Origin of the sequence: Clostridium perfringens (genome assembly GCF_016027375.1) — a bacterium.
GTDB classification, from domain to species: Bacteria; Bacillota; Clostridia; order Clostridiales; family Clostridiaceae; genus Sarcina; species Sarcina perfringens.
Genome location: NZ_CP065681.1, coordinates 2,193,750 through 2,216,544, shown reverse-complemented (window position 1 = coordinate 2,216,544; position 22,795 = coordinate 2,193,750). Strand labels below are relative to the sequence as shown.

Genomic DNA, 22,795 nt, shown 5'->3' with positions numbered 1-22,795 from the left:
CCGAAGATATTACTAAAACTTCGAAACTTGCTTCGTTTCGAACAGTCTCAGTTTTTTTACGTAATATCTTCTCCATAATAATTTAAATTCTAAAGCTCATCTAGATATTCTCTTCATACTGTTTGTAAGTTTTATAAAAAGTTATTCTGATACAGCCTTTTTTATTCTTCTGGCAAAGTTAAATCGCAGGTTGAAAGCATATTAAGGGTTTCATTTACATCATGCTTAACTCCAGCAAGGATTACTAGGTCATTTTCCTCTAGAATTGTATTAGCATTAGGCATAAACTCATGGTCATCTCTTACCATTGAGAAAATCCTACATCCTGTAGGTAACTTACAATCCTTTAAGGCTTTACCTATATACCATTGGCTACTAACAAGTACTTCACGGATTATTATTTTTTCATCTTCTTCTACAGTATCATTAGTATCTCCATTAAGTGTAATTAATTTTTCAAATAGTATCGGGAAGAAGATACAAGTTATTACTGTGGTAACTACGAAAGCAGAGTAGTCTGCAGCAGTTATGTATCCTAAATTCAATGCCATTTGAGAACCAACTATAACTAAACTAAGCTGGGCTGTTAATAACATAGATGCTGCTAAGGAATTTCTCTTTCCATATTTCTTTTTAAGTAAAAGTGATGGAATGAATTTTACTAAGAAGAAAATTAGTATAAACAAAGGTATTTTAGCAATTGATTGAGGATTTTCAACAACTGCCTTTAAATCAACATTAACTCCTACCATTATAAAAAATATAGGAATTAAAAAACCATACCCAACCACATCTAATTGGTGAGAAATTTCTTCTTTGGCTTTCCCAACTATTAATGAAAATACCATACCAGCTAAGAATGAGCCTAGAATTATCTCAGAGTCTACTTTTTCAGCAACAGCAACAAGTACCAAAACAAGAACAAAGGCACCTCTTACGCTAAGGTGAAGGTTTTTAAAGGCAATAGTAGAAAAATCATGAACTTTAAATATAATCTTTGATAAGAAATATACTACTATAGCCACTGCAAATATTATTAAGAAAGTAAAACTCTTTAAGGTAATACCATTTACTGCAACAGAGGCCACAAAAGTAACACCTATTAAACTTACTAATTGAGTTATTATTCCAAAAACAAGTAAAGTTTGACCATAACTACTATTTATTATGTGTTTTGTTTTTAAAATAGGTACAAGTAATCCAGGAGCAGCAGCTGTAAATAGCAATGCAAAGAATATATACCCTTCTGAAATACCTGCAAATTTTAATGTAAATGATAAAATTATAGCTGTTATTATAGATACAATAAACATCTTTATACTAGTGAATAACTTAGAATCCTTTAAAAGTTCTCCCTCCTTAGGTTTAAGCTCATCAAAATCTATAGCAAGACCGCTTAAAAACATTAAATAAGCTAATCCTAAGTTTGATAAAAATAAAATCCAAATATCTGGTTTAATTATGTTTAAAAAACTTTTACCCAATAATATACCTATAAATATTTCCCCTACTTGATAAGGGATATTTACTCTTTTTAGCCTTGAAACTAAAAATGGAGTAAAAAAGGCTACTACAGATAAGATTAACAATGAATCATAATTTATAGTTTCATTCATAAATAAATCCTCTCTTTTCTTTAGTATTTTATATTAAATTTAAATAACTAAGTTCATATATAAGGATTTTTTCTCTTGAGTCATATTCATACTTATTAGGAATCTTTATTTCCTTCTTTAAAGAAAATGGAGTGTAGTTTTCTAAATAGTATATGTAATCATCAGAGGGATAATAAAGTATAATATCTACTGGTCTCTCATGATTAGATACAGAATCAAGAATATTTCCAACAACTTTTATAAATATTTGCTCTGAAAAGGGATTAAAAAAGTAAAATTTATTATCCTTTGAATCTATAGGATACCTTTCAGCAAAACAATTTATAAAATTTAATTTATCTTCCTTAACTTTATTTTGTGATAAATAAGATTTTTTATTTCCTAAGCATTCATTAAAAAAAAAGTTATTCATCTCTATTCCTGTAACTTTAATATTTAAAAAGTAATTTAAATAGAAATTAAGTCTTCCTTTACCACAGCCAAAATCGATTAAGGAATCTTCTTTAGAAAATTCATATTGAGAACACATAGCTTCTAATACATCATAAGATGTAGGTTCATATCTATTGTAATGTAGAGATTCATTAAATATTTTTTGTTCTCCAGAAGTTTTTATGTTTAGTAATTTTTCAAAATATTGTTCTTTCATTTTCTCCTCTTTCATAAAAATTTAGTATTTAAATTTACAATTATCAGTATAGTATTTTACCTTAAATAGGGCAAGGTAAAATTTAGGGTGAGGAATTCTTAGTTAATTGAAAATACTTTATGTAAATTAAACTAAAGAAGAGATAATAGATTTATAGAATGGAAATTTAATGTTGGTCAAATTTTTATAATTAGATACAATAGTAAATGAATGTTTAAATACATAGGAGGAGTTTTAATGAGAAGCAATTATCATACACATACATATAGATGTAATCATGCCACAGGAACTATTGAAGATTATGTTAAAGAAGCTATAAAAGCTAATATAGATGAAATTGGAATTTCTGATCACTTACCACATCCAGGTAAGAATATAGATAATTATCACAGAATGGCTTATGAAGATTTAGAGGATTACTTTGGAAAGATAGAAGAAGCTATAGAAAAGTATGGAGATAAAATATCAATAAAAAGATCCATAGAATGCGAGTATTTCCCAGACTTCGGATGGCTTTATGAAGAGCTAAAGGAGAAATATAAGGCAGATTATTTAGCTTTAGGAGTACATTTTTTCCCTTATAAAGGAGAATGGGTGTATGTTGGAACAATAGAATTAACGCCAGAAATCCTAATGATTTATGCTGATTTTGTAGTGGAAGCAATTAAGAGTGGATATTTTTCATATTTAGCTCATCCAGATTTATTTGGAATGACATATAGAAATTGGGATAAACATGCAGAAGAGGCCTCAAAAAGAATTTTAAAAGCTGCAGAAGAAATGGATATGCCTATAGAAATAAATATAAATGGAATGAGAAGAAATAAACTTTCTTATAATAATGGAGAAAGATATCAATATCCAATAAAAGAGTTTTGGGAATTATCTAAGGAATACAATGTTAAAAGAATAGTTGGAATTGATGCTCATAATCCAGAAGAAATGCATGATTTAGATATGGGGTTAAACTTTGCTAAAGAACATGATTTAACTATTATAGATAGATTAGAATTTAATAAATAAAAAAATAGGAGCTTAGTTAAGCTCCTATTTTTTATTTATATGTTGTTTTACTTGATGGCTCATTGGATTCATATGGAGTGTTTTCATTAGCTTTATTTTTAACTTTTTCATTATAATTATTTGAACATGGTGAGATGGAATCAGTTTTATGTTTCTTACAGTTTTTACTCATGATTTGGCCTCCTATTTATTGTGAGAAAGTTTTGATCTTTTAGTATATTTTTTACCACTTGAATGGGAACCTTTTTTATGACCATTTTCAATTCCTATTTCAGAACCAGCTTCTGAATACATTTTTCTTTTCTCAGCATTTGATTTAGGTCTATCTTTTAATCTGTTTTTATTATTATCCACCTTTTATTACCTCCTTAATATTTAGCTATATTTTTATTTAATATTGACTTTTAAATTAAAATACCATTAAAGCAGAACTTAATTATGGTTTAAAAATCAATATAGGTTTAAGATTTTAAATCTTGATAATAGCTTATCCATTTATATATTTCATATAACAGGCAAAAGGGTGAATTATATACGTTTTTTGGTAATAATAAAAAAGGCATGTATTAAAATAATTTTTAATAAAACTTACAAATATATTTTCATAGACATTATATTCATAATACTTGTAAGTTTTATTTTTATATTTTCATACAGCCCATTATTTTGCTATTTAAACTTTATACATGTAGGAGATGGAATAAATATATCATTTTTTAAAAGTTTTAGTGTTCCATCTGGATTTTTAAGATAAATTGTTAGGTTATCTGATTTTTCATTTGCAATGATTAAGAACTTATTACATGGACTGATTTCAAAATCCCTAGGGAAATCACCATGTGAACTATAGTGATTTATAAGTGATAAAGAACCAGTTTCTTCATTTATTCTAAAGGCTGATATTCCATTAAAGCCTCTGTTAGAAACGTATAGGAATTTATTACAAGGACTTATTTTTATTGCAGAACCAAAATTTTGTCCTCCAAAGCCATTAGGAAGTACATGAATATACTGAACTAATTTAAATCCTTCTTCTCCTAAATATTTTAATATAATGATTTCAGAACTATTTTCACATATAACATATGCAAACTTTCCATTCTTTGAAAATTCTATATGCCTTGGACCGCATCCTTTAGCACAATAAAAACTTAGATTTTCAATGTAACTTAAGGTATTATTAGAATTAATTTTAAAAAGTTCTATTCTATCCATACCTAAATTTACAGCACATATAAATTTATTATCTGGAGTTATTGATGCAAAATGCATTTTTGAATCATCTTTATGAGAAAATGCACTTAGTGAAGTATCTATATCAAAATTCTCATTTAATGAATAAGTATTAATTGATTTTTCATGATAATTACTTGAAACTATTAAGGATTTATCTGCAATTATATTAATATGACAAGGTTTTTTACCTTGAAGTAAACTAGCACCTGTTAATTTTAATGAATAATCCTCTTCTATATTATAAGAAGCAACACCACCTAGGGTATCTAGAGAAAATGGGTTCCCAACTGTATATAGTTTATTGTTATGTATGCACAAATAAGTAGGATTACCAAATCTAGCTACTAAGGATAAATCTTCAATATTTCCTTTATCAGTATCTAGACATAATCTATAGATACCTTCACTAGCCCCATTTGTGTAAGTACCTATATATGCAATAGATTTGTTCATTTTTAAAGCCCCCTCTGACTTGAGTATATTGTTAATTTTACGTTTTATTTGTATGATATAAGATATATTAACAATTTTTATAAATAATATTAAAGATTAAATATTATTTGTTATACCATATAAAACAAAAATAGTAAAGAATATAAAATAAAAAACATATATAATTTTTAACGTTTAGATTTTTTTAATGGAGGACAAAGATGAAGAAGACTATTGGTATATTAGCTCATGTTGATGGAGGAAAAACCACTTTTTCTGAGCAACTTTTATATCATACAAAGAGTATAAGAAATAGAGGAAGAGTTGATCATAAAAATTCTTATTTAGATAATAATGAAATAGAGAGGGATAGGGGGATAACTATATATTCTGAGGTGGGGAAATTTTCTATAGAAAATCAAGAATATTATCTTATAGATACTCCAGGGCATATAGATTTTTCACCAGAAATGGAAAGAGCTATTAGTGTTTTAGATTATGCTATTTTGATTATAAGTGCAGTAGAAGGGGTTCAGGGACATAGTGAAACAATATGGGAATTATTAAATAAGTATAAGGTTCCTACTTTTATTTTCATAAATAAGATTGATAGAGAAGGAGCAGAAGTAAATAAAGCTATAAATGAAATGAAACACAAACTTAGTGAAGATATTATTTTCTTTTCAAGTAAACTAGAGGAGGGGACTATAGAAGAAGTAGTTGAAAGCGATGAGGACTTACTAAACTTATATTTAGAAGGAAATTTAAGTGAAGAAGAATTATTAAATAAAATACCAAGCATGATAAAGGAACTTAAAATTTTTCCTTGCTTATGTGGTTCTGCTTTACTAGATGAGGGCATAGAAGATTTTATAAGGTGGTTTCACAACTTATCATTTACTAACTATGAGGAAAGAGAAGATTCTTTTAGAGGAAGAGTTTTTAAAGTAAGACATGATGAAAAGGGAAATAGATTAACTTTTATAAAAGCTCTAAGTGGAACTTTAAGAACTAAGGAAGAATTGACATATTTAAAAGAAGGAAAAGAGTCTTTAGAGAAAGTAAATGAAGTTAGAATATATAATGGAAGTAAATATGAACTTGTAAATGAAGTCAGGGCAGGAGATATATTTGCGGTGGTAGGAGTTAAAGGACTAGAATCAGGTGATGGGATTGCTATAGAAAATATTGATTCATATGATATGATTCCTACTTTGAAGTCTAAGGTGGTTTATAGAGAAGGGTTAAATCCAAAGGAAGTACTTTCATGGTTTAAAATTTTAGAAAGTGAAGAGAGTACTTTAAGTGTATCTTGGGATGAAAGATTAAAAGAAATTCACGTTAATATTATGGGAAAAGTTCAATTGGAAGTTCTTAAAGAAGTTATGAAAAATAGATTTAATGAAGAAATAGAATTTGGAACTCCAGAGATATTATATAAGGAAACATTAAATGAAGAAGTGATAGGATATGGCCATTTTGAGCCTTTAGGACATTATAGTGAGGTTCACTTAAAAATTGAGCCTGGGGAAAGAAATTCAGGAGTAGTATTTGAAAATAAGTGCCATGCAGATGATCTTACACCAGGAAATCAAAATTTAATAAGGACTCATATATTTGAATGTGAGCATAAGGGAATATTAACAGGTTCGCCTATTACGGATCTTAAAATAACCTTATTAACAGGAAGAGCTCACAATAAACATACAAGTGGTGGAGATTTTAGAGAAGCTACCAAGAGAGCTTTAAGACAGGGATTAGAAAGTGGGGAAAATAAACTTTTGGAGCCCTATTATAAGTTTAAAATAGATGTGGATCTTAACCTAATAGGAAGAGTAATGAATGATATACAAAGGATGAATGGAGAGTTTAAGGATCCTATTATAGATGGAGAGAGAGCAACCATAGAAGGAAAGGGGCCTGTTTCTACATTTACAAATTATGGTATGGAGTTTCAGTCATTTACTAAGGGAAAGGGAGGACTTTCTCTTAAGTTTCATGGGTATGATTTATGTCATAATGAAGAAGAGATTATTGAAAAGAGGGCATATGATAGAAATGCAGACATTGATTATACTTCTACTTCTATATTTTGTTCAAAGGGTCAAGCTTATTTAGTTAAAGGAGAAGAGGCAAAAGAACATATGCATTGTTTAGTTTAGAGAAATTTTTGTTTTTAATATGGCTTTGTATAAACTTTAAAGAAATTTATGAAATTAAAATTTAACTAAATTATATTGATTAGACAAAAATATATAGCTTAGTTATAATTTATAGAGAAAGTTTAAACTATTTAAGATGAATTAATTTTCTATGAGGTGAAGAAATGGAATTAGTAAATATTTATGATGAATATAGAGAAGTAAATAAAAATTATGTAGATTTTATAGAGGAACTAGTAAATAAAAATTTTGAAGGATTTAGCGAAGATTTTGTAATGGGCAATCTAGAAAATTTTCAAAATTCCATTGGAGATTTAAAACTAAAGGCTGATGATCTTCAGGTTGAGGAAGAAAATAAAGATAATTTAAAGGATTTAAAATATTTAATTGTTGATACATTATTCCTTACCTTTGATTTAAATAACTTTTATAAGCTTAAAGAATTTGAAAGATTTAAAATGAGATTTGCAAATTATGTTAACAAAAGAAGAAGAGATGAGATGTTAAAATCTTTTTAGAATAAAGAGAGGGCTTTTATCAAAAAATAATAATAAAACTTACAAACAATATGAAAAAATACTGTTTGTAAGTTTTATGAAAAGTTATTTTGATGAAAGTCCTTTATTTATAAACACGTTTTAAAGTAGTGTGTTCAGTAGATCCTAATATTAAAGGAACATTTTCAATTTCAATTTCACTAGATTCAAGGCCGAACCATTTAGCTGGAGAAACTGTGAATTTTTTTATGAAAAGCTTAGCTTTAATTATCATTGAATTCCATGATTTAAGCTTGCTTTCTGATGATAAACATTCATTTATAAGAATAAATCTGAAATCTCCTACATTTCTGTTAGGAAGTGTAGTATACTTTCTATTTTGAACCTTAATATCACCATTATTTATAAGTTCACATACTATTTGACGTAAAAATACATTTAGTTTTTGGTTAACCCTAAAACCAAGTTTAAGTTGCACCTTAACCATATAATCAGTGCCAAATGTATTTACAGTATATTCAGCTGTATAGGGTTCATCAGTTACAATTACATTTACAAACCAATATACATCTGCTCTTTTAGGCCTTTTATCTAATATAGAATACATTATTTTTCTTTCTATTCTTTTGGATTTTTCTGAACTTGTTAAATAAACAAGATTTGTTGCATATTTAGGTCTATCTACATCATTCTTTAATTCTTTTAATTGATTTTTATAATTTTCAATAGGAATATAGTCTAATAGACTCATTTTTATATAATGACCTTTTATCCATATATACATTATGCTTAAAATACATAAAGCTATTAATACTGAAACAAAACCACCTTTTTCGAATTTAACTGCACTTGAAATTAAGAATGAAAATTCTAAAGAGCCAAAGAAGACTAGTATAATTAGTGCAATTGGTAATGGAGTTTTTATTTTTAATAGATAATTGAATAAAAGTATGGATGTCATAAGCATTGTTACAGTTATTGATAATCCATAAGCTGCTTCCATATTATCTGAACTTCTAAAATATAAAACTATAGCTATACAAGCTATCCAAAGTATTCTGTTTATAGCTGGCATGTAAATTTGTCCCTTAGAATTAGAAGGGTAAAGACATTGTAATCTAGGGAATAAATTCAATTTAATAGCTTCTGAAACTAAGGTATATGAACCTGAAATTAAAGCTTGAGATGCTATAATAGCTGCTAATGTAGAAATTAAAACTCCAAATAGTAAAAGCCAACTAGGCATCATTTGAAAAAATGGATTTAAGCTTTCAATTCCATATAATTTAGTATTATTTTTTTGTGATAATATCCAAGCAGCTTGACCAAAATAATTTAATAGTAAGCATATTTTAACTAAAGGCCAAGTAAGATAGATATTCTTTCTACCAACATGACCAAGATCAGAGTACAAAGCTTCAGCTCCAGTTGTTGATAAAAATACTCCTCCAAGAATAAAAAAACCTAAATGATTATTTGGACTAAATAAAATTTTTATTGCATAATGAGGAGAAAGTGCTTTTAAAAGATACAAATTTCCTGATAAATTTACAATTCCTAATATGGCTAAAAATGCAAACCAAATAAACATAACTGGTCCAAAGATTTTACCTATTATTTCTGTACCAAAATGTTGAATAAAGAATAAAAAACTTAGTATTACTAGTACAATGATTATAATTATATCTTGATTATTTCCAAATATATCATTAAAACTAGGCAAGATTTTTAAACCTTCAATGGATGAAGTAACAGTTACTGCTGGGGTTAGCATTCCATCAGCTAGCAGAGCAGAACCTCCTACCATGGCAGGGATAATAAGCCACTTAGCACGACGACGAACTAAGGTATAAAGAGAAAATATACCTCCTTCTCCCTTATTATCAGCCTTTAATGTTATAAGAACATACTTTATTGTTGTTAATAAAGTCATAGTCCAAAAAATAAGAGATAATACTCCAAGGATAAAATCAGGAGTAATGCTTTCTAAACCTCCATTGCCATTTATTATTGATTTCATAACATAAAGAGGAGAAGTTCCAATATCTCCATAAACAACTCCTAAGGCTATTAAAAAGCTTCCTAAAGTAATTTTTTCAATAGAACTTTTATTAGTACTCATATCTATTCTTCCTTTATTATCATAAGTTAATTATTAAGTTGAAAAATATTAATAAATTATTAATGTGTACACATAAAATTAAAATCTAATAAAATTTATACTAGCACCATTATGAAATGATGTAAAGTTATAAATTAAAAAGAAATTAGTTCTATTTTATTAAAACTTTTACATTGAAAAGTTTATTAAAAAATATATAAGTTTTTTGAAAAAATTATAATGAATTCCTGATGAGTATTAAAGTAATCTAGTAAAATAAAAAAGGCTGTATCAAAATATAATAAAGATTACAAACAGTATGAAGAGAATATCTAGATGAACTTTAGAATTTAAATTATTACGTAGAAGATATCACGTTATAAAGCTGAGACTGTTCGAAGCGAAGCAAGTTTCGAAGCTTTAGTGATATCTTCGAAGTAATGATTATAAATTCTTAGTGAAATCTAGTAATTCTCGAAATATGTTTGTAAGCTTTATCAAAAGTTATTTTGATACACGCCCTTTTTATTGGTAACTTTAAATTTAATCTATTTTGTAGTGGTTGGAGGAGTGAATACTCTTGCTGCTAATTCATCATCCATCATATATAAGGCAGCAGGGTTACCTTCAGATCTTCTAACTTTCTTTAATAATGAGTGGAAGTTGTTTTCTTCTTCAACTTGTTCATCTATAAACCATTTAAGTAAACTCATAGTTGCATGTTCTTTTTCTTCAAAAGCAACATCTGCAAGACCATATATTTTACTAGTTACTAATTGTTCATGTTCATAACCTTTTTCAAAGGCTTCAATTATATTTGCAAAATTAAATTTAGGTTTATCTATTTGTTCTAATTCAACAACGCCATTTTTTTGGAATATATAATCGTAAAATTTCATTGCATGGAATAATTCTTCTTGAGCTTGAACTCTAAAAAAGTTAGCAAAACCGCTTAAATCAACTGATTCAGCATAAGCAGCCATAGCTAAATAAGTATATGATGAATAGAATTCAAAATTAACTTGTTCATTAAGTCTTTGTAATAGATTTTCACTTAACATATATGTACACCTCTTTTTATTATTTCTATAAAATAATTGTAGTCTTAAAAAGAAAATTAAGCAAACTAATTTATAAAAATTATTAACAGAAATTATTATTCTATTAATAATAGATGGCAGAATCTTCAGATTACTTTATAATACTTAAATTATGTATTTTTTTCTTCAGATGGAAGTAATCCCATATACTTTTTATAAGTTTTTGAAAAATAAGATAAGTTATTAAAACCGCTTTTATAAGCACTTTCAGATATAGTATATCCATTATATAGGATTAAATTTCTAGCATTAATACATCTAATATGATTAATATAATCTAAAATAGTTTGCCCTGTTACCTCTTTAAAGGTACGACAGGTATAATATTTACTAAAAGCAACATGGTTACATATATGATCGATTGAAATTTCTTCTTTATAGTTTTCTTTTAAATAATTTATTATTTCTTTTACCATTAGTATTTTATTGTTATCTTTTATTTTTATTAATGATGAGTTTTTTTGAGCATGGTTTCTCTTAATATGAATTAAAATTTGAAGTATATCTGATTTTATAAATTCTTTAAAATAATCATTTTTATTATTTAATTCTCTATTTATTTCCTCAATCTTGGTCTTTAAAAAGGAATCTTTAACTAAGTTTTTAAATCTAAAATTATCAAAATCATTTAAATTATCATTAAGTAAATCTTTATCTATAATAAGACAGTAATATTTACAGGAATCAGATATTTTTTCTATGGAATGAAGTTCCTTTGAATTAATTATTATAATATCATCAGCTTTAGCTTGAAGTATTTTATTATCACAAACAACCTTAGCATGTCCATCTAAGAAGTAGAGAAGTTCTATATTTTCATGATAATGCATCAAAAAACTAGGTCTATTTTTATTTAAAATATCACAATGAAATATTACTGGAAAATTAGGATCCCTATGAAAGTGATTTTCATATATGTAATTACTCATAAATCCTCCTATATAAAAGCAATATTGTGTTAAATAACAGCAAAATACTTACTTAAATAACTAAAATTATTTTATATAATAATAGTAAACATTTAAATTGTTTATTACCATTATGAGCAAATTTTTGTAGAAAGTAAAGTATTATTAGGGGGAAGAGAAATGCATTTAATACCAAGACCAAAAAGTGTAATTAATCATGAAGGTGAATTTTTTATAGAAAGAGATACTGAAATTATATTAAGTAGTGAATTATCCTTTGAAGATTTAAATTTAGCAATTATGATTCAAAAGGAAATAGAAAGAGTATTAGATTTTAAACTTAACATAAATAAACTTTTTATGGATAAGAAATATAGTAACTCAATAATTTTAAGAGAATGCAAATTTGAAAATGAAGAGGAATATAAAATAGAAATAAAGGAGAATAAGGCAATAATAGAAGGGGCTGGTGCTGGATTATTTTATGGATGTCAGAGTTTTAGACAACTTGTAAGAGAGTTTGGAGCATGTATTCCAAATCTAACAATAGAAGATTCACCATATTTTAAATATCGTGGATTTTATCACGATGTAACAAGGGGAATGGTACCAACCTTAGATACATTAAAAAGCTTAGTTGATAAGGCAGCTTTTTATAAAATAAATCAGTTGCAACTATATATAGAGCATACCTTTGCTTTTAAGGGAATGAGCGAAGTTTGGATGGATAAGGATCCTTTAACAGCAGAAGAAATATTGATTTTAGACAAGTATTGCAAAGAAAGACATGTGGAACTTGTACCATCATTATCAACCTTTGGTCATCTATATGAAGCTTTAAGAAGTAAATCCTTTAGAGAACTTTGTGAATTAGAAATAGGAGATGAAGAATATTCTTTTGTAGATAGAATGGCACATCATACCTTAGATGTTACTAATCCTAAAAGTTTAGACTTTGTTGAATCAATGCTTTTAGAATTTATTCCTTTATTCAGTTCAGATAAGTTTAATATTTGCTGTGATGAAACCTTTGATTTAGGAAAAGGAAAGAGTAGAGAGAAGGCTGAAAAATTAGGAGTAGGTAAAATATATACAGAGTTTTTAAATAAGGTATACAACATTGTAAAAAGGTTCAATAAAAATGTTATGTTCTGGGGAGATATAATAGTTGGATATCCAGAGCTTTTAAGTGATATACCAGAGGATTTAACTTGTTTAACTTGGAACTATCATCCACAGGCTAATGATGTAGCTACAAAAATTATAGCAGAGCATAATAAAGTACAATATGTTTGCCCTGGTGTAGGTGGATGGAATATGATGATGAATCTTATAGAAGGTTCTTTTAGTAATATAAGAAGAATGGTTAACCACGGAATGAAATATGGAGCTATAGGTGTTTTAAATACAAACTGGGGAGATTATGGAAATATAAATCTATTAGCTAATTCAATACCATCTATGATTTATGGAGCAGGAATTTCATGGAATCCAAAGGAAGAGGAGTTTAATGAAATCTTTAAGTCTATATCCCTTATGGAATTTGGTGATGAATCTATGAATGTAGTTTCTTTAATGGATAAGCTTTCTAAAAATCAAGTTGCAGGTTGGGGAGAGCTTGTTAGATGGAAAGAAAAGTTTAATGAAAGAGAAGAAACCAAGGAAGAAATTAAGAATATAGATACTTTAAAAGTTTTTGAAGGATATAAGGTTGCTTCAGAGGTAAGAAGAGAGTTTATTAAATTACTTAAAAATACAGAGGATAAAGAAGCTATTCAAAGCTTTGTTGTGTCTTCAAAGGGATGGGAGCTTATAGATAAATTTTTTATGGTATTACTTGAAAGAGAGTTTAATAAAAAAAGTTTATTAGATATAGATAAAAAAGACTTAGCTAAGGATTTAGAGCTTTGGTTTTATGATTACACATCAATATGGAGAAAATATAATAAAGAAAGCGAGCTTAATAGAATAAGAGAAGTTATAGTATATATGTGCTCATATTTAAGGGGTTAAGAGGATTTTTAAAGGCTAAACAAATATAAAATTAAAGAGTATAATAAATTATAAAGTAATATTTACTTTGTTGATAACTTTATTTTTATACTAATAGAATGAAAGAAGGTAATAATTATGAATTATTGGCAAATATCAGCAGAGATAGGTAACACAAATTTAATAGATATATTCTTTGATTTAGGAGTAGCAATTGTTGGCCCTGGAGACAAAGGAGATTATTTTGACAATAAAGAAGAGTACGATATCTTAGGTAAAGAGGGAATAGTTATAAAGAGATTTGCTGAAGAAGTTAAGGTAGGAGATGTACTTATTTTAAAACAGATAAATTCAAGGGATGGAAGCTTTACTATTGTAGCAGCTGGTAAAGTAACAAGTCCATATAGATTTGAACCTGTATTTAACAAAGTAGGACTAGATGAATTGCCTATGCAGCACTGTAGAAGGGTAAAATGGTATATTCCTACTGATGGCTTAGTAATAGATAAAGAAGGGTTAAGTATTGGATTACAAAAGCTTAAGGATGATAGCCCACTAAAAATAAAAGCTCAAGAATTTATGAATGAATTAAAGGATGAGAATTAAAAATTAATTATAAAAATTAAAAACCAAGCTTTAGCTTGGTTTTTTAGTTTGCAGTTTAGAAATCTCCATAATGTTTTTATAATTATTATTTATAAATTATTTTAGTGAAGTTTAATTTTATTAAGGCTTCAATTTATCAAAGTAGTCAAGAGATTCAATATCATCTACTTGAAGTATTGTATCAGCTAACCATTTATCCTCTTTTCTTATAAATTTCCAAAATTCTTCAAATGAATTTGCTGTTGAATAGTCTCCATCAATTATGCAATTATTTTCTTCATTTATAGTGTAATCAATCATTTTAGCCTTTAATAAAACCCAAATAAAATCCTCTCCATTTTCATCATTTTCTACTGCTAATATAGGAGTTACCTTCTTTAATTCTACATCAGATAAAATATTCTTTTCCTTCTTTAAAAGCATCCAATTCATTTTTACAGTATGAGTATCAAAAAAGTTATCTGTCATTAAATGTTTTACAGGTGAATAATCCCTATTCATCCAAGCCTCTTGAATTAGAGGAAAGGATTCTTCAATCTGAGTTTCTATTTCATAGAAATTCCATGCTGGATTTTCAATCTCAAAGTCTTTTAGAGTAGACATAGCTTCTCTTTTTTTAGAATAAACTTTATATCTAGATACACTTCCGTTTTTCACAAACAAGAAATTTATTCCTATGAATGAACTGAATATTAAGAAGTTAATCATATTTCCATAAGGGGAGCTTGAGCTGCTTCCATGAGAGCTATGTGAAGAAGATCCTCCTCTACCACCTCCGCCACCTCCACCACCTCCGCCTCCGCCACCACCGCCACCACCGCCGGCACGACAAAGAACTGTTGTGGATGGAATTAAAAATAATAGTATTAACATTATACTTAAAATCTTTCTTAAATTTTTCATTTATTGTCCTCCTTACTCCTATAGAGTATTAATTACTACAATATTTAACAAAATCCTTCTTTTTTTATTAAATATTCTTATTTATTAAATGAAAAATTAAGAAATTTAATATAATGTAATTAAATTTTGATTATTCTTCTTTTTGCTTAGGTACTAATCTTACTCTAAAGATAAGTGCTTTAAGTGCTTTCCAGTCAAGGGGAATAAGAGGATAAAGATAGGAATCACCAGTTAAAGTTTTATTACTTGCAATTAAAACTATTCCTATTATTAATCCTACAAAAAATCCTATTACATTAAATAGGCTTGTTAATATGAGTAGGAGAGTTCTCCAAAATTTTAAGGCATAGCTAAGTTCTAAACTAGGTTGAGAAAAGCTTCCTAGTGTAACTATGGCCATATATAATATGGTTTGTGGTAAAAACCACCCAGTATCTACAGCAAATTGACCAAGTATTAATCCTCCAATAACAGATAAGGACATACCAAGGGCATTTGGCGTATTTAAAGAGGCAAGTTTTAATCCATCTACTGCAACTTCAAGAAGTAAAAATTGTACTATCAATGGAACTTTATAGCCATCAACAGGTAATAAAAATTTTAAGTAATCAGGTATTCTATAGGCATTTTGGATTAAAAGCAAATAAAGTGGGGTTATAAAAATAGTAGAAATTAGTATAAAATTTCTTATTAAACGAATAAAATTACCTGTTATTACAGGAAGATAATAATCATCAACATCCTGTATAAAATCAAAGATAGTAGTTGGTAAAATTATAACTGAAGGAGAGTTATCTATAATAACAACTATCTTTCCCTCAGTTATATGGGCAGCTGCAACATCAGGCCTTTCTGTATATCTAACCTTAGGGAATGGATTATACCATGAGGCATTTGAAAGAGATTCAACAAGGCTTTGTTCGCTCATGGTTAATGCTTGTATATCTAAGTTTTCAAATTTCTTTTTTATTAGATTAAGAGTTTTTTTATCAACTACCTCGTCTAAAAATGATATAACCACATCTGTTTTTGATACATTTCCTATAGACATCATTTCAAAGGTAAGTCTAGGATCTCTTATTCTTCTTCTAATTAATGCAGTATTAAATACAATGGTCTCTACAAAGCCATCCCTAGAACCCCTTAATACTTTTTCAGTTTCTGGTTCTTGAGGCCCTCTAACTGGATAGGTTCTTAAATCTATCATTATTGCACTGGAGAATCCTTCTAAAATTAATGCTGTCTGTCCACAGAGAACTTGAGATACTATTTTATCTATGGATACTTCTTCAGCTACTTCTACATAAGGGATTTGTCTTCTCATAAAATCCTTAGGTGATTTTATTAAGTTCATTTCAGTTTTGCTTAAGGAAAAGAAGTCACTCATGATTAATTCCATTACGTCATCTTTTACAAATCCATCAATATAATACATTGTGGCTTTTTTATCCCCAATTATTATTGAACGCTCAATTATATCAAAACTTTTTCCAACCCTTAAAGCTTTAGATAAAGTATTTATATTTTTATCAAAATTTGATGTTAAGTCCAAAAAAATTCCTCCTTAGTAAATAATATAAACTTATTATTTCAAAGGAGAATAAATAATATTCCTATAATAATTTTATAGTTTAGTATTCTTATAATAAAAAAACTTACAAACATATTTAGAAAATTAATAGATTTTCCTAAGAATTTAAATTCCAAAGCTTATCTATATAATTTTCATATTGTTTGTAAGTTTTATAAAAAAGTGATTTTAATACACTAATATTTTAAATGTTTTAAAAGTGTACCTGTACTAATAATAGTAAGGCTGCAAAGGCTGCTATAATTCCCATTAAAGGCATAATAAATTTCAGCCATTTATTATAGGTTACATCAACCATAGCAAGGGTAGCTAAAATTAATCCTGTTGGAGTTATAAAGGAGATTAATCCTTGACCAAATTGGTAAGCACTAACTATAACATCCCTTGGTAAACCAACTGTATCTGCAAGTGGTGCCATTATTGGAATTGATAAAACAGCAAGACCAGATGAAGATGGAATAAAGAATCCTAAGATTATGAATATAACAAGCATTAATATTATAAATATATTTTTATCCATACCTTGAATTCCATTTGAGGATACATAAAGTAAAGTATCTGATATTTTACCATTTTCAAGTATTAAGTTTATAGATCTTGCAACACCTATAACTAAGGCAACTCCTACTAAATCAGCAGCACCAGCTATAAAGGTATTAACAAATTTCTTTTCTCCAAGTCCTGAAAGGAATCCTAAAATTATTCCAACTACAAGGAATAGAGCAGTCATTTGTATAAATCCCCATCCTTTAGCTGAAACTCCATAAACTAAAATTATAAATGAACCAGCGAAGATTAAAAGCATAAGTTTAAGTCTCCAAGTAAATACTGGCACATCATTACTAGATTCATGAAGGAATTTAGAATCTATTTCATCTTTTTGATCATATACAAGGGATTTAGAAGGATCGTTTTTAACTTTTTTAGCATATCTAAGTATATAAATTATTGTTATAAGTGTAGCTAAAACTAATCCTATCATCCTAAAATCAAGGCCTTCTTTAAAGCTTATTCCAGCAGCTGTTGAAGCTATTACTGAAGAGAATGGGTTTACAGTTGAGAACATTGTTCCTATAGATGAACCCATGTATATTGTGGCTATACAAACTATAGCATCATAGCCAGAAGCTAGGAAGATTGGGAGCAGAATTGGATAAAGAGCAATTGTTTCTTCTGCCAATCCAAAAGTAGTACCACCAAGAGAAATAAGTATTGATAATAATATTATAAGTATATATTCTTTTCCCTTAGTTATTTTAGAAAGGCTAGCAATTCCAGCATTAAATGCTCCAGTTGTATTTAAAACTCCTATTACTCCACCAATTATTAAAACGAACATAATTATATCTATAGTGTCATAAGTTCCTTGAATAGGAGCTTCTATTATTTGAGCAATACCTTGAGGATTTTGAGCAACCTTTTCATAAGTATTTGGTATAGCTATTGGCTTATTTATACTTCCATCAGTAAATTTACTTAAGTCTATTTTTATACCAAGTTTATCTAAGGTATTTTGGGTTGCAGCTTCCTTAGTGCTTTCCCCTTGAGGATTTGTAACAATAAAGGTATTTTCAGCTTCATTATAAGACAACTTTGAATATGATCCTGCTGGAATCACATAAGTTAAAACAGCTGATAAAATTAAAACAATAAATAATACAGTAAAGGCTGTAGGGAACGAAATTTTTTTCTTTTTACTCATTTTTTTACCTCCTCTTAAGTTTTTTATATTGTTAAAGTTTACAATTAATAATATTAATAAATAAATTTTATTAATTAAATACTTGTATTATATTAATTATACTCTTTTGTAATTTAGGGGTAAAATTAGAAAAAATTATTAAAATAATGAATTATTGATTAAATAAAGATATATATACTATTAATTAACTTTAAATGAAATAATTTGAACTTGACTTAATATAAAATTTAATGTAGAAAATATATTTAATATATTATTTTATCATATTTTTACATAATTAAAATAAACTTAATATATTGTTTTAAAGTTCCAAAATGAATATAATAAAAATAAAATAAGGGAAAGAATGTTTTAACTTGAAAATAATTGATTTTCATAACTTAAAGGGGAGTTATACTATTATGAAGGATTTTAATTTTGAAGAAATATTAGAGTCATGTCCTATGGATTATATTTATGGGAAGCTAAAGAATAAAGATTCTAGTGATTTATTTGTACTTAAGTCTAGCATAAAAGAATTTAATAGCAAATTGTTAAGTGAAGTACTAGGTAGTGATATAGATTTTAAAACTATATTTAGTAAAAGTAATATTCATGGAGAAGGGTATTATAAAGACTTAAATGAAAACTTTAGTTTAAAGCTTCTTAATAATGATTATGTAATTATTTGGTTTAGTCAATATTTATTGGAGAAATATAATAAACTAGAAATTAATCTAAAAAAAGAAAAAGACATGTTAGATTTATTTTTAGATTCTTTAACAGATTACGTATTTTTTAAGGACATTGATGGAAGATATATAAATTGTAATAAGGCTTTTGAAAATAAAGTTGGAATTGAGAAAAAATATATAATTGGAAAAACTGATAAAGATATATTTTTTGATGATCCAAGTAAGGTAGACACATTTATTAAAACAGATAGAGAGGTTATTAATTCAAGAGAAAAGAAAGTTTATGGTGAAGAATGGGGATTTGAATGTGAAGATGGGTATTTAGAAGAGACTGTAAAATCCCCATATTTTGATGAAAACAATGAAGTTAAAGGTATAATTGGACTAACAAGGGACATTTCCTATAAAAAAGCTATAGAATATAGGCTTAAGAAAAATGATAAAATGTTTTTTGAAGTTTTTAATTACTTAGATGATGTTGTAATTATAAAAGAAGGAGAAAAAACTATTTATGTAAACCATGCCTTTGAAAAATTATATGGATTAAATTGTAAAGAGTTATATAAAGAAAAAAGTATGATTGTGAAATTAGATAGAATTCATCCAGAGGATAGATATAAGTTTAGTAATATTGATTTTGGGAATTTTTTTATGGAGAAGGCTAGAATTGTTAGAGCAGACAATGAAGTTAGAAATGTTTTGTTTAGAGCAAACTCCATAAAAAATGAAAATGGAGAATCTATAAGGAGAATCATAGTTATAAATGATATTACAGATACTATAGAAAAAAGTAATGAGATGGAAAAGCTTAGAGTGGAGTTCTTTGCTAATATATCTCATGAATTTAAGACACCTGTAAATTTAATATACAGTGCACTTCAGCTTTTAGAATTAAAGTTGAAAAATAATATAGATAGGAATGAAGAGAGTTATATTAATTATATTAAAATGGCTAAGCAGAATGTTTTTAGATTATTAAAGTTAATAAATAATTTAATAGATAGTACTAAGCTAGAAGCAGGCTTTTTTAATGTTAATATTAAAAATCATGATATAGTAAGTTGTGTTGAGGATATAACAATGTCTATATGTGGTTTTGCTGAAAAAAATAAAATTTCCATAACTTTTGATACAGAAGAGGAAGAAAAAATAATTGCTTTTGATTTGAATCATTTAGAAAGGATACTATTAAATATTTTATCCAATGCTATAAAATTTAATCGGGAAAATGGTAATATAGATGTCTATATGAGTTTTGATGAAAGGTATGCAAATATAAGTATTAAAGATACGGGTATAGGCATACAAAAGGATAAAATAGACTTGCTTTTTCATAGATTTAAAAAAATAAATAATAGATTAACCAAGGTTAATGAGGGAAGTGGAATAGGACTTTTTATAGCTAAGGAGCTTGTAAAAATTAATGGGGGTGAGATGAGAGTTAATAGTGAACTAGGAGAAGGAACAGAGTTTATAATAAAACTTCCAATTAAAAAGATTGAAAGTGAAGTTTTAGATGAGATAGCCTTAACATCCTGTGAAAGAGAAAATAGAGAAGAACTTTACAAAGTGGAATTATCAGATATTTATAGCCTTTAGAAGAAAAGCTGTATCAATTGATACAGCTTTTTATTTTTTATTATACTATTAAAAGTTTAAATTTGAACATTTATGTTATTTATTATACAAATTTTTAATAAGTAAAATAAATTGTAAATTATACCATGAAAACCTTTTCTAGGGTGAAATGCTGTTGTAAAATGATTTTACTAATAAAATGATTTTATTATTAAATTTAAAAAATACATAGGGGGATTTTATTATGCAAATCTTATTTGGAACATTATTATTATTATTAGTATTAGGAGGCTTTACATTATTTAGTTATAAGGCACCACATGGAATGAAGGCTATGGGTGGATTAGCAAATGCTGCCTGTGCAAGTTTTTTAGTTGAAGCCTTTCATTTAGCATTTTTTGGAGATGTATTTCAAATACCTTTTTTAGCACAAGTAGGTGCATCTAATGGAAGTCTTGGAGGAGTTGCAGCTGCAATTTTAGTACCTTTAGCACTTGGAGTTTCTCCTGTATATGCAGTATTAACAGGTCTTGCATGTTCAGGATTTGGAATATTACCAGGATTTATAGCAGGTTATCTTGGTTCATTTGTTATAAAGTTTTTAGAGAAAAAAATACCAGCTGGTCTTGATTTAATAGTTATTATTGTTCTTGGAGCTCCACTTGTAAGGGGAATAGCAGCAATCTCAAATCCACTTGTAGAAACAACTCTACAAAATATTGGAGGAGTTATAACAGCTACATCAACAGCTAGTCCTATAATGATGGGAATTATACTTGGAGGAATAGTAACAGTGGTTGCAACTGCACCTTTAAGCTCAATGGCTTTAACAGCTATGTTAGGATTAACTGGACTTCCAATGGCAATTGGAGCATTAGCAGTATTTGGTTCATCATTTATGAATTTTGTATTCTTTGGAAAAATGAAATTTGGAAGCAAAAAAGATACTATTGCAGTTGCTATAGAGCCTCTTACACAAGCAGACATAATTTCTGCAAATCCAATACCAGTGTATGTAACTAATTTTATAGGGGGAGCTCTATCAGGAATAGTTGTTGCATTAATGGGTCTTACAAATAATACACCAGGAACTGCTACGCCAATAGCTGGTTTTGCTGTAATGTTTGCATATAACCCAGCTATTAAAGTTTTAATTACTGCGGCAATAATAATAGTTCTTAATGTTATTGCTGGTATGATAGGATACTTAATATTTAGAAATTATAAAATAATGAAAGCAGATGAAATTAGAAATAATAAAGATTCTGAAAATAATTTAAATGTTGAAGATGAAGAAGTTTTAGTAGTTTAATAATGATGGATAAATAGAGGAAGGGATAGTTATGAATAATCTTTGTGTTTTTGATATATTAGGTCCAGTAATGGTTGGACCATCATCATCTCATACAGCGGGAGCAGCTAGACTAGGAAAGGTAGCTAGAGCAGTTGCTGGAGAAAAAATTGTAGATGTTAAATTTTTGCTTCATGGATCTTTTGCTAAAACATATAAAGGTCATGGAACTGATAAGGCTTTACTTGCAGGTATATTAGGAATGAAGCCAGATGATGAAAGGCTTAGAAGTTCATTATCTATTGCTAAAGAGGAAGGATTAAACTTTGAATTTATAGAAAGAGATTTAGGAGATTACCATCCAAATACAGTTAAATTTGTTATGGAGTGTGAATCTGGAAAAGTTTGCGAGGTATTAGGTTCATCAGTAGGTGGAGGAAGCATAGAAATAGTTGAAGTAAATGGAAATGAAGCTAATTTTAGTGGAGCATATCCAACACTTATTACATGTCATGATGATAAATTTGGTACTGTAAATAAAGTAACAAAACTTCTTCTTGAACATGAAATTAATATTGCTTTTATGAACGTTTCAAGAACTCAAAAGGGAATGGACGCTACCATGACTTTAGAAATAGATAATAAGATTGATGAATCTGTTATAAAGAGAATGGAAGAAATAGATGGAATAAAAAAAGTTATACTTATAAACTTAGAAGAAGAGGAGAAATAAC

Annotated in this window: 19 protein-coding genes; 8 read left to right on the top strand and 11 right to left on the bottom strand. The window is 27.6% G+C overall.

Features of this window, described 5'->3' with window-relative positions; all coding sequences use genetic code 11:
• Positions 1–161 precede the first annotated feature (161 nt).
• Positions 162–1,616, bottom strand: coding sequence for a cation:proton antiporter (locus I6G60_RS10545; protein ID WP_011590614.1), 1,455 nt, complete (start codon positions 1,614–1,616; stop codon positions 162–164).
• A gap of 28 nt (positions 1,617–1,644) precedes the next feature.
• Positions 1,645–2,265, bottom strand: a complete 621-nt coding sequence (locus I6G60_RS10540) for a methyltransferase (RefSeq protein WP_003474694.1) — start codon at positions 2,263–2,265, stop codon at positions 1,645–1,647.
• A 237-nt stretch (positions 2,266–2,502) separates the two neighbouring features.
• Between I6G60_RS10540 and I6G60_RS10535 the strand changes: the two genes are divergently transcribed.
• Complete coding sequence (locus I6G60_RS10535; protein WP_011590615.1) at positions 2,503–3,288, top strand: histidinol-phosphatase; 786 nt, start codon at positions 2,503–2,505, stop codon at positions 3,286–3,288.
• Positions 3,289–3,319: 31 nt separating this feature from the next.
• Here the strand turns inward: I6G60_RS10535 and I6G60_RS10530 are convergent, their stop codons facing one another.
• The 3 genes from I6G60_RS10530 to I6G60_RS10520 all read right to left on the bottom strand — a co-directional run bounded on the left by I6G60_RS10530 (position 3,320) and on the right by I6G60_RS10520 (position 4,977).
• Positions 3,320–3,460 (bottom strand): hypothetical protein, encoded by a 141-nt coding sequence (locus I6G60_RS10530; RefSeq protein ID WP_003456369.1) that lies wholly within the window; start codon positions 3,458–3,460, stop codon positions 3,320–3,322.
• Positions 3,461–3,471: 11 nt separating this feature from the next.
• Positions 3,472–3,642, bottom strand: a complete 171-nt coding sequence (locus I6G60_RS10525; protein ID WP_011590616.1) for a hypothetical protein — start codon at positions 3,640–3,642, stop codon at positions 3,472–3,474.
• 315 nt (positions 3,643–3,957) lie between these two features.
• Positions 3,958–4,977: a lactonase family protein gene (locus tag I6G60_RS10520; RefSeq protein ID WP_011590617.1), complete on the bottom strand. Its 1,020-nt coding sequence runs from the start codon at positions 4,975–4,977 to the stop codon at positions 3,958–3,960.
• Between the two features lie 200 nt (positions 4,978–5,177).
• On the opposite strand from I6G60_RS10520, the gene I6G60_RS10515 reads away from it, so the two are divergent.
• A complete protein-coding gene (locus I6G60_RS10515; RefSeq protein ID WP_011590618.1) occupies positions 5,178–7,118 on the top strand; it encodes a GTP-binding protein in 1,941 nt (646 codons plus the stop codon).
• Positions 7,119–7,282: 164 nt separating this feature from the next.
• Positions 7,283–7,636: a hypothetical protein gene (locus tag I6G60_RS10510; RefSeq protein ID WP_060795459.1), complete on the top strand. Its 354-nt coding sequence runs from the start codon at positions 7,283–7,285 to the stop codon at positions 7,634–7,636.
• A gap of 103 nt (positions 7,637–7,739) precedes the next feature.
• On the opposite strand, the gene I6G60_RS10505 is transcribed toward I6G60_RS10510, so the two are convergent.
• The 3 genes from I6G60_RS10505 to I6G60_RS10495 form a co-directional block, all read right to left on the bottom strand.
• Entirely contained in the window at positions 7,740–9,737 is a 1,998-nt protein-coding gene (locus tag I6G60_RS10505) for a KUP/HAK/KT family potassium transporter (RefSeq protein WP_011590620.1), read from the bottom strand.
• A 527-nt stretch (positions 9,738–10,264) separates the two neighbouring features.
• A complete protein-coding gene (locus I6G60_RS10500) occupies positions 10,265–10,777 on the bottom strand; it encodes a ferritin (protein ID WP_003448431.1) in 513 nt (170 codons plus the stop codon).
• Between the two features lie 149 nt (positions 10,778–10,926).
• On the bottom strand, positions 10,927–11,745 hold the full coding sequence (locus I6G60_RS10495; RefSeq protein WP_110077924.1) for an AraC family transcriptional regulator: 819 nt from the start codon (positions 11,743–11,745) through the stop codon (positions 10,927–10,929).
• Between the two features lie 159 nt (positions 11,746–11,904).
• Here I6G60_RS10495 and I6G60_RS10490 point away from each other — a divergent pair, with 159 nt between their 5' ends.
• Both I6G60_RS10490 and I6G60_RS10485 read left to right on the top strand, forming a co-directional pair.
• A complete protein-coding gene (locus tag I6G60_RS10490) occupies positions 11,905–13,737 on the top strand; it encodes a beta-N-acetylhexosaminidase (RefSeq protein ID WP_110071246.1) in 1,833 nt (610 codons plus the stop codon).
• A 117-nt stretch (positions 13,738–13,854) separates the two neighbouring features.
• On the top strand, positions 13,855–14,322 hold the full coding sequence (locus I6G60_RS10485; RefSeq protein WP_003448417.1) for a hypothetical protein: 468 nt from the start codon (positions 13,855–13,857) through the stop codon (positions 14,320–14,322).
• 120 nt (positions 14,323–14,442) lie between these two features.
• Here I6G60_RS10485 and I6G60_RS10480 read toward each other — a convergent pair whose 3' ends face one another.
• The 3 genes from I6G60_RS10480 to I6G60_RS10470 all read right to left on the bottom strand — a co-directional run bounded on the left by I6G60_RS10480 (position 14,443) and on the right by I6G60_RS10470 (position 18,518).
• Positions 14,443–15,225, bottom strand: a complete 783-nt coding sequence (locus I6G60_RS10480) for a Tim44 domain-containing protein (RefSeq protein WP_110071247.1) — start codon at positions 15,223–15,225, stop codon at positions 14,443–14,445.
• Positions 15,226–15,355: 130 nt separating this feature from the next.
• A complete protein-coding gene (locus tag I6G60_RS10475) occupies positions 15,356–16,777 on the bottom strand; it encodes a spore germination protein (protein WP_057231370.1) in 1,422 nt (473 codons plus the stop codon).
• Between the two features lie 232 nt (positions 16,778–17,009).
• A complete protein-coding gene (locus I6G60_RS10470) occupies positions 17,010–18,518 on the bottom strand; it encodes a YfcC family protein (protein ID WP_003448442.1) in 1,509 nt (502 codons plus the stop codon).
• 401 nt (positions 18,519–18,919) lie between these two features.
• Between I6G60_RS10470 and I6G60_RS10465 the strand changes: the two genes are divergently transcribed.
• The 3 genes from I6G60_RS10465 (at position 18,920) to sdaAB (ending at position 22,794) form a co-directional block, all read left to right on the top strand.
• Entirely contained in the window at positions 18,920–20,791 is a 1,872-nt protein-coding gene (locus I6G60_RS10465; protein WP_138329693.1) for a sensor histidine kinase, read from the top strand.
• 223 nt (positions 20,792–21,014) lie between these two features.
• Positions 21,015–22,082, top strand: coding sequence for a PTS sugar transporter subunit IIC (locus I6G60_RS10460; RefSeq protein WP_003460396.1), 1,068 nt, complete (start codon positions 21,015–21,017; stop codon positions 22,080–22,082).
• 31 nt (positions 22,083–22,113) lie between these two features.
• The gene (gene sdaAB, locus I6G60_RS10455) at positions 22,114–22,794 is read left to right on the top strand and encodes an L-serine ammonia-lyase, iron-sulfur-dependent subunit beta (RefSeq protein WP_110078086.1); all 681 of its coding nucleotides are present in this window, start codon (positions 22,114–22,116) and stop codon (positions 22,792–22,794) included.
• Position 22,795 lies beyond the last annotated feature (1 nt).